This window comes from Soehngenia saccharolytica DSM 12858 (assembly GCF_059568515.1).
Window position 1 is genome coordinate 1 of the sequence record NZ_JCANTN010000042.1, and the last position, 11604, is coordinate 11604.

The 11604-nt window shown below is 31.9% G+C and carries 9 protein-coding genes and 1 pseudogene; 7 read left to right on the plus strand and 3 right to left on the minus strand.

Annotated features, from left to right (window positions below; all coding sequences use genetic code 11):
- Positions 1–921 precede the first annotated feature (921 nt).
- Positions 922–1779 carry an RlpA-like double-psi beta-barrel domain-containing protein gene (locus BO51_RS09340; RefSeq protein ID WP_496486075.1) on the plus strand — a complete coding sequence of 286 codons (858 nt, stop codon included), beginning with the start codon at positions 922–924 and terminating at the stop codon, positions 1777–1779.
- 139 nt (positions 1780–1918) lie between these two features.
- Here BO51_RS09340 and BO51_RS09345 read toward each other — a convergent pair whose 3' ends face one another.
- Positions 1919–2698: a hypothetical protein gene (locus tag BO51_RS09345; protein ID WP_496486077.1), complete on the minus strand. Its 780-nt coding sequence runs from the start codon at positions 2696–2698 to the stop codon at positions 1919–1921.
- A gap of 891 nt (positions 2699–3589) precedes the next feature.
- On the minus strand, positions 3590–3802 hold the full coding sequence (locus BO51_RS09350; RefSeq protein ID WP_496486079.1) for a hypothetical protein: 213 nt from the start codon (positions 3800–3802) through the stop codon (positions 3590–3592).
- Between the two features lie 917 nt (positions 3803–4719).
- Between BO51_RS09350 and BO51_RS09355 the strand changes: the two genes are divergently transcribed.
- From BO51_RS09355 to BO51_RS09380, 6 genes are all read left to right on the plus strand, one after another.
- Positions 4720–5724 carry an AAA family ATPase gene (locus tag BO51_RS09355; RefSeq protein ID WP_496486081.1) on the plus strand — a complete coding sequence of 335 codons (1005 nt, stop codon included), beginning with the start codon at positions 4720–4722 and terminating at the stop codon, positions 5722–5724.
- A gap of 496 nt (positions 5725–6220) precedes the next feature.
- Positions 6221–6475, plus strand: coding sequence for a hypothetical protein (locus tag BO51_RS09360; RefSeq protein WP_496486083.1), 255 nt, complete (start codon positions 6221–6223; stop codon positions 6473–6475).
- Positions 6476–6679: 204 nt separating this feature from the next.
- Positions 6680–8374 (plus strand): recombinase family protein, encoded by a 1695-nt coding sequence (locus tag BO51_RS09365; RefSeq protein ID WP_496486085.1) that lies wholly within the window; start codon positions 6680–6682, stop codon positions 8372–8374.
- Between the two features lie 282 nt (positions 8375–8656).
- Positions 8657–9214 carry an RNA polymerase sigma factor gene (locus BO51_RS09370; RefSeq protein ID WP_496486087.1) on the plus strand — a complete coding sequence of 186 codons (558 nt, stop codon included), beginning with the start codon at positions 8657–8659 and terminating at the stop codon, positions 9212–9214.
- Positions 9207–10172, plus strand: coding sequence for a DUF4367 domain-containing protein (locus tag BO51_RS09375; RefSeq protein ID WP_496486089.1), 966 nt, complete (start codon positions 9207–9209; stop codon positions 10170–10172). Before BO51_RS09370 ends, BO51_RS09375 begins: the two co-directional genes overlap by 8 nt.
- An 80-nt stretch (positions 10173–10252) precedes the next feature.
- A complete protein-coding gene (locus BO51_RS09380; RefSeq protein ID WP_496486092.1) occupies positions 10253–10684 on the plus strand; it encodes a hypothetical protein in 432 nt (143 codons plus the stop codon).
- Positions 10685–11441: 757 nt separating this feature from the next.
- On the opposite strand, the pseudogene BO51_RS09385 reads toward BO51_RS09380, so the two are convergent.
- Positions 11442–11604 (minus strand): annotated as a pseudogene (locus tag BO51_RS09385) (IS110 family transposase); the annotation flags it as partial.

Below are 11604 nucleotides of genomic sequence, written 5' to 3' on the forward strand. Positions count from 1 at the left end.
GTAATCCATAGCTTAGTGATAATAGGCCAGTCACTAGAAACAAGGGTAAGGATGCCGTCCGAATAATGTTTATTAAGTTGGTTTAAAACGAAGTTTTGGTAAGCTTCATGAGGAACAAAAACAGGCTTCATAAAAACACTCCCATCGCAGTTAGTAGGGAAAAAATCCCTTCACCTCGATTATTGGGGCGTTTTTGAAAAGTCAAGTGTTTTTTGGAAAAACATAAAAATAATGCAAGGATATTTTTAAAACTTGCATTTTGATATAAAACCCTATTGAAAAATAGGAGGAATGAAAAAAATGATGGTATAGCAAAGTGTTGTGCCATCTATCTCGGGATATTCCGAGAGACTATTGTAAATGAAGGAGGTAAGATATGAATCACATTCGGGCATGTATAGCAAAAAGACTCTAGCATATCCCCATATCCGACCGTCCAAAGTCAAAATTTAGGAAGATAATGTTTGAGTCCTTCTATGCCATTATATGATACAACCTTAAAAAAAGCAATGATATTTTGAGGTTTTACATTTTGATAACACTTAAAAGATGCTGCTATAGACGAAATTATGGATGTACTTCAGTCAAATTTTCCAAGAAGAGTTAACGGAGATGCTGGCTACCTAGCAGATTACCAGTAATACTATCTTGAAGAATATAACTCTATACTCATTCAGGAAGCACTCTTGTTGCTTAAGCTTCAATAAAAGCAAATTATTATAGCAACCTTCCTAAAGGATAGACAGAAAAATAAATAGACCTCCAATATAGAATATCACAACCAACAGTGAACAGGATAAGGGAACGGGCATTGAACAAGCTAAAAGATACTTTATCTCAGACAATCCCACCGCCAAATAGAGTCTAGCCCAAGACAGACAATTCCCTAATATGTAAATCTTTTATAAGGAGGAGATTAATATGGCTGAATGGCCGAGACAACCTCGTGCAGGATGTATGGCAAATCAAGCAAGAAGAAATTCTGTAGGTAATCAACATTGGATACAGCTTAGAAACTGTTCTGGTTCATGGGTAAATACTTTTTATGTAACTACCAGTAGCCGTGCAGACACAATTGTAAGCAGGCTTAATTCGATATTTCAGAATTATCCAGGAGCGGATTTAGACTTTATTACTCCAAGTTGGGAAAATGGTTCTTATGTAGTAGTATGGCCCCAGGTAGTATGGTTTCAGAACCAGTCACACTCAACTGTAAATGGAGGAGGGGGAAGAACTTACGAAAATCTTTACGCCGGATGTGTAAGCTCTCTATATAGCTATCAGTACAGGTCCAGGACAAATGTTCATATAATAGCAACAGTGACAAATGATGATATTCAAGCATATGGAGCAAATCCGTGGGAAATGGCCCTACAATGGGCAAATGCTCTACGGTCACCTATAAATGGATGGAACTGTACAAAAGATGCAGTAAATACCACTCTTTATTGCAGTGGGCAAATTTGTCAATTGACTACACCTACAAGCAGCTATAGTGGTTCAAGCCTGCAACTTACAGCCACTTACTATGGAGCAGGTGAGACACTCCCTAGTTTCTTTACTGGAAATTATAATGTTTTTCACACCTGTGACTTGACTGTAGCAAGGCCAGCAAACCGGACTTGGGCTTATAATTCTTGGATTAGGGTAACCGCAAATAATGTCTCTGTTGTAGCACGGGTTATAGATGCTTCGAATATAAATTCTATAGACCTTAGCTCTGGCGGTGTTGCATATGCATTGGGTTATCCCAGTCAAGTAACAGTCAGTGTCCCATAATCCAATAACAAAGTGAAGACTGTCCTAAAACAAAAGGACAGTCTTCACAATTATTATAATAAACTACTTACAGCTTCTAATAGGTTGCAGCAAGGAGTATATTGCATGTATAGAGTCTGCTAATAAGGAATGTACTTTTTTATTTTATAGGAAGTATACTGGCAGTACGTTCTAATTCGTAACCGTCAGGGGTAACAACTCGGAAAAGCATGGTTCGCGGCTCTGTTGTTTCGTTTATTTCTATATCGTTATCAGCATAATTGATCTTCACTGTTTGATAACCTTGTAGCTGAGGTTCAACTACTATTAACCATTCGTTATCCAGTCGAATAATTTCTTTAATTTTACGATTTATGGCCCATATTTCAAAGGATTCGGAGGCATTAAACGAACTACCTACAGGTTTTTCCAAGCTTTCAGTAAAGCCTAGATGGTGATACAATCCTGCTCCTTCAGAGAGACCGCCACTATAAACGAAAAGATTTCGTTGAGCATAACTTATGAGGTCGGGGATATAGCCATATTTACCTCCGCCGTAAGTACTGTGCCAGTACTCGGAGTAAACAGGGCGAACCCAGGTGTCATCTTCACTGGTAATTTCATAAGAAATTTTGTGTCCTAAAGTATGAATATCCTTTAAGGAATGAATCTCATTTTTCTCCAAGAATTGTTTCACTTCTTCTCTTATCCAATCATCTGTAATAGTTATTGCCTCCTCTGGTTCTACAGGAAAAATACGCTGCACAGAACCTAAATTTTCATCTGACTCGGTAATAATGTTTGAATTATTCTGATGGACTTCCTGACTTTTATCAAAAAGCTTGAAATGGCTATTAGCAAAGGCTGCAACGGTAAAACTGGAAACAAGAATTGTAGTACCGATAACAACTAACCATTGTTTTTTTAATTTTTTCTTCAATTTAAAAGCCTCCTATTCATTTTGTTATTGAACAAATAATCTGATTGAACTTTTTTAAAAGTCCTTTGCTAGATTTTATCATTTTTTTTATTCTTTATTTGATAATAATTCACCTCCTTCTTGACCTTTATAGTATTAATCATAACTTGTAACGTTTGATATCGCGGTTTTTTATATAGTGACTTTTTTATCACTCAAATTTATTTCTATTTTCAAAAAAGGTTTTCATCTCATCTGTATATCCCGATAATATAAGATGGACCAAAGATTTTATATATTTAGGGGGACGAGGTTTTTGTATGAACGAATTAATCTGTCATAACATCGATTTATTTCATCTAACAATAAAACAAAATTTTATGATTTTTTTTATTATTGACTTATTTGATTTTCCAAAGTATAATCAGTCGAAGTTTTGTCTTAAAGTTTAAGGGCTCTGCTCTTTTAGACTTTTCATTGTTATGAAAGCACTACTAAATCATCACAATTAAAATAAGTTATTTTTATAACATGTCCTGTGAACAAGAGAGCAAAATTATCAGCAGATTATACACAGATTTAAATTGATTATACCACGGTTACCATAAGAAGTGGTTAAGATAAAATTACATTGTTATTACAATATTATTACAAATTCTGATTAAGTTGTTTAGTGTCTAGGATTACTGGGAAAGAAGCAGTACATTATCTATTAACGATAAAATAGATAGTACGGAAAATAGGTGGATGCCAATTCTCACAAGATTGCTGTAAATTGATAAAGACAAATATATAAAAAAATGTATCAACGTTTCAGGTGATGGAAGCAGCAGGCCCAACTGACTTTATAATAATATCCATTTTAATTATGCATTTTACCTCTATTTCATCAAGGAATCAAACTATTACCTTTTATTCAAAGACTCCCATTTTCTCAATCATTCTAAAATATAAATCTATGTCAAATTCATCAATAGTTCCGCCTTCTACAATTTCAATAGACTCCTTAGCCCTATGTCTCTTAAGTTCATCCCCCCTCCACTTTCCACTTCTCAATAAAATGTTCCTTATTTTTTGCCAATCCATTAAAGCTACTAACAAATGCCTTGTATAAAACTTCTTCATCTATATGTTTATTATCGCACTTTACTTCACCTTTCTTTTAAGATTTTCATCTATAGAAATCCAAATCCTTGAAGGTCCTGAAAGCAAGCCATTTTGTTTAGTTTTATTACTTTTCATTTTGTACCTTTAAACCCCATGTAAACCTCAGAGACTTTCTACACCATTTGCAAATGGCTTGTTATAGCCTTTCTCCCAGTATCAATGCGTATGTTTTCAATAATCATAATCACTTGTCCCCTTCACATTATTTAATACCATTCTTCTCTATTTTTAATTATATGAAGCCATTCATTTCTTCCATAATGTTCATATTCAAACCTTAAATATAGACTTGATTCAGATTCTAATATTCCTAAATTTTTATATGTTTCATCTTATTCAACCAATTAAAGGGATTCTGTAAAAATGATTGCTTTGATTTATAATATTAAACTTGTCATAATATTTATATAAGTATCATTATGACAAGTTCGTGAGAGGATTTGTAAATGTCAAATATAACTTATATTTTAGAAGGTAAAGGCAAGATTGATTCAGAACTAATTAAACTAAGTATATTGAGGTAGTATGAAATCTATAATACCAAGAAGACTAAATATTACTCTAGATTATGAAATTATAAATAGATTTCCAAAAATGAAAAATTAATTTTAAAGATAATCTTGATAGATAAAAATATCAAGATTATTTTTCTCAGTATTTTTATTTATCTTTCAAAAATGGTTGTCAAAATGCCTTTCTTATTGCCTACACAGTAGAGGGGATTTTATTTGAATAAATACTTTCAAAACCAGGCTTCATAAATCACCCTCTAAATGTGGAAACATATAGGGGGCGATTTTTATTTAAAATGATTTTGACTTTAGACTTCAAAAACAGCATTCAAATGTGGAAACAAGTAAGGAGGTGAATTTAAAATGATAAAAAGATTTAATACCATTGATGGGGAAACATTAATGACTATGCCATTAAAACCTATAAACTTCATCGTTGAAAACCTACTATCAGAAGGGCTTCATATTTTAGCTGGTTCACCTAAGGTAGGAAAGTCATGGCTTGCTCTTTGGTTATCTGTTGCAGTATCAAAAGGAGAGGATGTATGGGGGAACAAAGTTAAGCAAGGTGACACCTTGTATTTGTGTTTTGAAGATAGTCAAATCAGAATACAAAATAGACTTTTTGACATTACGGATGAAGCAACAAAGGCAGTAAATTTTTGCACTGAAAATGTTTTACTTGGAGGAGAATTAGAAGATAGGATTGTAACGTTTATTACAGAGCATCCTGACACTGTTCTAATCATTATAGACACCCTTCAGATGATAAGAAATACAAGTAAAGATAATAACTATGCCAGTGATTATAGCGATTTAACTATACTGAAAAAATTAGCAGATAAATATGGAATCGCTATTTTACTAATTCATCACTTAAGAAAAGAAAATGATAAAGATCCATTTAACCGTATATCAGGAACAACAGGAATACAAGGTGCAGTGGATAGTAGTTTTATCCTAGTAGAAGAAACTAGAGGTAGTGGAGTTGCTACTCTATCTTGTGTAGGTAGAGATATTGATTATCGTGAAATCAAATTAAAACGAGATGAAGATAATGTTTGGCAAGTAGTATCAGATAGTTTTGAAAATCACGATTTACTGTTAGATGATATTGTTATTCTTCTTTCTGATTTTATGAAAGATAAAGAATATCATAAATCTACACCAACAGAACTAGCTGATGAATTATCCAAAGATAGGGTCGATAAGATTTCACCAAAGACCCTTACAAAAAAGATACTACAAAATACTGTGGAACTTGAAAAACGTTGTATCTCTGCTGTTATTCGTAAGAGCAATGGGAAAAGACGGATTGAAATCTTTAGAAATAGGGTTGATAGGGTCGATAAAATGAGTACCCCCTAAGTCCTCAAAATGATGACCCTGTTGACCCTTAAGACCCTTACAAATGAACTAGCATAAATTTCAGCAGTCGTCTGCCCCCGTGCCCCCTTGTATGGCATTAAAACTAGAAGGGTCGAGTAATAACACCTAATGGCTAATAAAATGATTTGTTGGGCAGATGTGCCCATAGCTTATAATTTCAACAATTCAAATAAAAGGAATTAAAGACAAATCAATATTAATTATTTCCATAAATAGCAACTGGACTCCCCAATTGATTTTAGTGCAGGATAAAGGAAGGTGGTCAAAACATTCCACCTTCCAGCCACATCCCCCGGCAGTGCCGTGGGTTTAAAAATTAAAGATAGGTGGTCGGAATTGGGGTTTTGTGTCAGCTTAGGTGGTCACAAATGATAAAAACCCCTATAAACAGGCATTTGTTGGTGTCACCTATAGGTGGTCAAAGAAAATATAAGGGGAATTATATAAAAGTTATAGATAAGATTGGAGGTTTTTAATGAAAAGGAAATTAAGATTACTATGGAAGAAAATAAAGGTAATTTTAAAAGATATAAAAGGAGAAGGGGATATAGAAACAGTAGCAAAAATTCTATTTACTCCAGTAGGATATAAATTCTTAAAGAATAATATAGAAAAATATAGTCTCCAAATAGGAATGTTAAATCGATTATTAAAAGAGGAATTAATTTCAGAAAAAGAACATTCAGTTATAAGGAATAGCATAAAGAGAAAGTACGAAATAAAAGAGTAGGGGAAAGGTAAAATAAATTAAGGCAATACCATTTTATTATTTTGTTTTCTGTGTTTATGTTCTTGAATTATTAGAATAAGTACAGAGATAAGAACCATGAAACACTGATAATTAGCTTGACTAAGAAGAATCTTCTATCTATAATCCTTGTAATCCCTGATAGGAATACAAGGATTATAGATTAAAAGAAAGGTTGGTGAAAGTATGAGTAAGGTACAAGTAATTCAAGCACAGAAAGAGAAAATTGATAGGAATACAGGAAAGATATTAAACAAATTACGTGTAGCAGCCTACTGTAGGGTAAGTACAGATTCAGATGAACAAATGAATAGTTATCAATCCCAAGTACATCATTATACAGAGTTAATTAAGAAGAATAAGGAATGGGAATTTGTAGATATCTATGCCGATTCAGGAATATCAGGTACTCAGTCAGATAATAGAGATGAGTTTCAAAGAATGATATCTGATGCCAATAATGGACTAATAGATATTATAATTACTAAATCTATATCTAGATTTGCTAGGAATACTATGGACACATTAAAATATGTTAGAATGTTAAAAGATGAAAATGTAGCAATAATCTTTGAAAAAGAAAATATAAATACCTTAACAATGAATGGGGAAATGCTATTAACTATCCTAAGCTCTTTAGCACAACAGGAAAGCGAATCACTTTCTGCCAATACTAAAATGGGTCTTAAAATGAAGATGAAAAGAGGGGAATTAGTAGGACAAGCTTCATGTTTAGGTTATGATTATAACAAGGAAAAGAAAAAGTTAATTATAAATGAGGAAGAATCTAAGATAGTAAAATATATATTTAATAGATATACCAGTGGCATAGGATGCTTTGTACTAGCAAGGGAACTTACAGAAATGGGAGCAAAAACAAAGAAGGGCAATACAACTTGGTCAGATTCATCTGTCAGAGGGATTATTAAAAATGAAAAATATGTAGGGGATATCCTAATGGGAAAGACCTTTACTCTAGATCCAATAAGTAAAAGAAGATTAGATAATTTTGGTGAAGAAGAAAAGTATTATATAAAAAACAACCATGAACCTATTATATCAAGGGAACAATTTAATAAAGCAAAAGAAATATTAGAAAAAAGAAGTAGAAATCATAATCAGGGAAGAATGAAAAAACACAGCTTAAAATATGCCTTTTCCAGCATGATGAAATGTGCCTACTGTGGTGGGAATATTACTAGGAGAAGATGGCATAGTGGAACTGATAAACAAAAGGATGTCTGGTTCTGCACAACTGCAATAAGAAAAGGAAAGAAATCTTGTCCTGAATGTAAGGCAGTAGAAGAAAAGATAATAGAGAATGCCTTTGTAAAAGCCTTTAATATCCTATGTACTGATAATAAAAGAATAGTAGAGGAATTCTTAGAGAATGTAGAAAAGGAATTACAGTCCAGGGATAATAAAAAACTATTAAATAAAATAGATGGGGATATAAGAGATATAGAGAATAAAACAAGCAAACTCCTAGACTTACACCTAGAAGATAAAATAGATAAAGAAAACTATGAAGAAAAATATACTGAACTAAAGAAAGAACTTCAAGAATTAAAAACAGAAAAAAGAGAATTAGATAAAACAGAAGATGAAGAAAAGACTATCAAAGATAGAATAACATCCTTCAGGAAATTATTCGAAAGCAAAGAACCACTGGCAGAATTTGATAGGGAGGTATTTAAAACTGTAGTGGAAGAAGTCATTATAGGTGGGTATAAAGAAGATGGAAGTATAGATCCTTATACGTTGACATTCATATTTAAGACAGGCTTAACTAGCAAAATTAATGGACATAAACAAATTTCTAAAAATGAGCAAAATGCAGACTTACAAAAATGCACCTATCAAGAGGACGAGCCACGTTGAGAGTATAATTCTGATGACATCTAGTACCTCGGAGGTGAAAAAGTAGGGTTCAGACACAACATGTAGTAGGTGGAGGGTGGTTTTAGGGTCAAAAATGAGTGAAAAAACACCTCTTTTTGACCCTGTTTTTAAGGGAGTTTTATAGATGACATATGGGTATAAGATAAATGACACCTTAAAATCTAATATAATTCAGTACTTTGGTAGCAAATAAAGTTGTTCCTATTTAAATAAATATAAGAGATAATTCATAGATTATTTAAAGTTTATGGGGGTGAAAAATTGATAATTTTACTATTTGGTGTAATGACAGATGACGAAGTAGATTTTATTAATAAGTTCTTTTCGAAAATGAATGTCAAAATGTATAATATTTCTTTTAATATATTAAAGAATAAATTTGATACAGAAGAAGCTGTATCACAAACATTTTTAAAGATTATAGAGAATATAGAAAAAATATCTACTTTACCATGTCCCCAAATAGAACCCTACTGCGTTGTAATATTGAAGAATGAAACAATGAATATTATAAGAAAACGTAAGAAAATTATACATGTAGAGGATTTAGACTATTTTGACCATAGCGAAGTAGATTATAATATTGAAGAAGAATATGTAGAAACAGTAAATAAAGAACAATTACTTTCCTGTATTAATAAACTTTCAGATGATGAAAAATTTTTTGTTCATCTGCGCTTTGTCAATGAAATGAGATTTAAAGATATTTCAGAGCTTTTAGGAATTACTGAAGAAGCTGCAAAGAAACGTAGTCAACGTATTTTAAAGAAATTGCGATCATATTATGAAGAAGGTGATAAGAGTGCCCAAAATGGCTAATAATATTTTGAAAGAAGTATTTCAATTATCTTTGCAAGATGAATTGGAAAGAATGATTAAATTAAACATGAATAGCATTATATATCAATCATTATCTGACGAGGAAGTTGAACAATTAGCTATAAAAATAGGCTTATTACCATCAGAGTATCGTAGTATTCTCTTCTTTCGATATTGTTTCAATAATACTCCCTCCGAAATAGATAGGCTACTAGAGATAGAAAATTCTATAGGGAAATTACGTTATATACAAAAAATGTTATCTGATTTAATGGGAATTAATAACTCATGGATTGATGACAAGTCTATGGAAAGAGCTTGTAAAATTGCACTTATCGAAGATACAAAAGACTATAATAATATTGGAATATTACACAAACCTAATTATTCTAAGGCTTTCAGACGAAAGTTAAAAGATGTCAAGATTAAACAAAATCCTAATAACATACTTATGTTAATAGCTAAAAGGGTTGCTGTTTTTATATTGGTATGTATTCTAAGTTTCTCCGCTGTTTTAGCAGTTAATGCGGAAGCACGTGAAAAAGTATTTGATTGGGTAATTGAAGTGTTTGAAAAATTTAGTATATTCACACCTAAAAATATAGGTGAAGATGATATTTTAGTTAAACTGACATCATTTAAAATTAAATATATTCCAACTGGATTTAAGTTGGTGGATATTCATGAGGGTCGTAATATGCTAATTTATAATTACTCAGCAGATTATAATCAAGAGTTTGATATAAAATTATTTGATTCATCTAGCGAAAACAAATCATACTATGATACAGAAGGAATTGAAATAGAAGAAATTACTTTTAAAGGCTCTCAAGCATATATGTGGCAAATTGATGATATGGCTTATCTAGTATGGTATCAAGACGGTATTGAATGTCATATTATAGGAAACTTAAATAAAGATGTAATTCTAAAAGTTGCAGAAAATATTTCAAAATAATTTAAAAAAACATGTCCCCTTTTTCCTCCTTGTGCGTTATATAGGTAAGAACCTAAAATAATAGCTAAGGAGGATTTTTTATGAAACTTAAAAAGATTGGAGCAACGGCAATGGCCATTACATTGTTAGCAGGAGGTGGTATAACAAATGCTACCTATGCTATGGAACTGAAAGAGCAAACACTAACAAAGGTAGACTATCAGGCAATTACTCCATTGTGGGAAAGTATTAGTGGTATTTCACTAAGTATTTCAGCAGAAGGCACTACGCTTTACCCAGAGGTATATATAAAAGCTAAAAGCTCTTCTGGTTCAATTAGCGGAACAATGTATTTGGAAAGATATGATTTAGGAAGATGGATTAGTGTAACTTCATGGAATTTCAAAGGGACTAGCTATGTATTTTTATCTAAGAGTTATACAGGAATGTCAGGGGTTAAATACCGTACTCGAGTTGTAGTGACTGTAGATGGGGAAAAAGCTGAGGCTGTTTCCGGAATTTGTGAGATTTAAAAATTTAGGTGTTAAATAAAGAAAGGGGTTAAAGTGTAGAATTAAATTTATATAAATAATGTGATAAAGGCTTTACTTTTAATCTGCCTGACTAGAATGAAAAGGTGTTTTATTTGGCAGGGAACAATAAATAATTTTATATGAAATTGCCCACTTCATCTGATAAAGGCAAATAATATTATGATACAGAAAATATAGAAATGGAAGAGATTATCTTTAAGGGACCTCAAGCAGATATGTGGAAAACCGATAAAATGACTTATTTAATATAGTGCCGAGACGGCATAATATCATGTTATTGGAAACTTGTATAAATACGAAGTTCTAAACATTGGAGAAAATATTTTAAAATAAATTTAAAAAGTATGTCCCTTTTTTCCTCCTTGTGAGTTATATGGGTAAGAATCTAAATTAATAACAAGGAAGATTATGTATCCTGAAAGAAGATATATACGAGTGACCTACAGTTTAGGAGGTGGTGCGTATGTTGTAAAAGAGTTTTGCATAGGTAAAAGAACCCCTGTGTGTTAGGATAGCTATTGTATAGAATATGTTGCTAATGATTATTAATTAATATGAAAAACAACAAAAAGACCAGCTAATTAAAGTCAATAGATTTTAGCAAAATAATATTAAATATTTTTTGAAAAATTAATAATAAAAAAATGCACACCTAATAAACCAATGATTATTGGTTTAAAAAACGAAGCTGTTATTTAAAATTGTTCTTTGAAAACTAAACATTAAATACAGATCATTAGGCTACTGAAGACCTAGTAAGAAGTAGTTCCTCATGCTCTTCTGGGGTTCTTAGCTCAAAAGGCTTTTTGTCTCTCATGACGGCGAATATAATATTTACTAATTTTCTCATTACAGCACCTAATGCAACCTTTTTGGGCTTGTTTGTACACTTTTTTTGA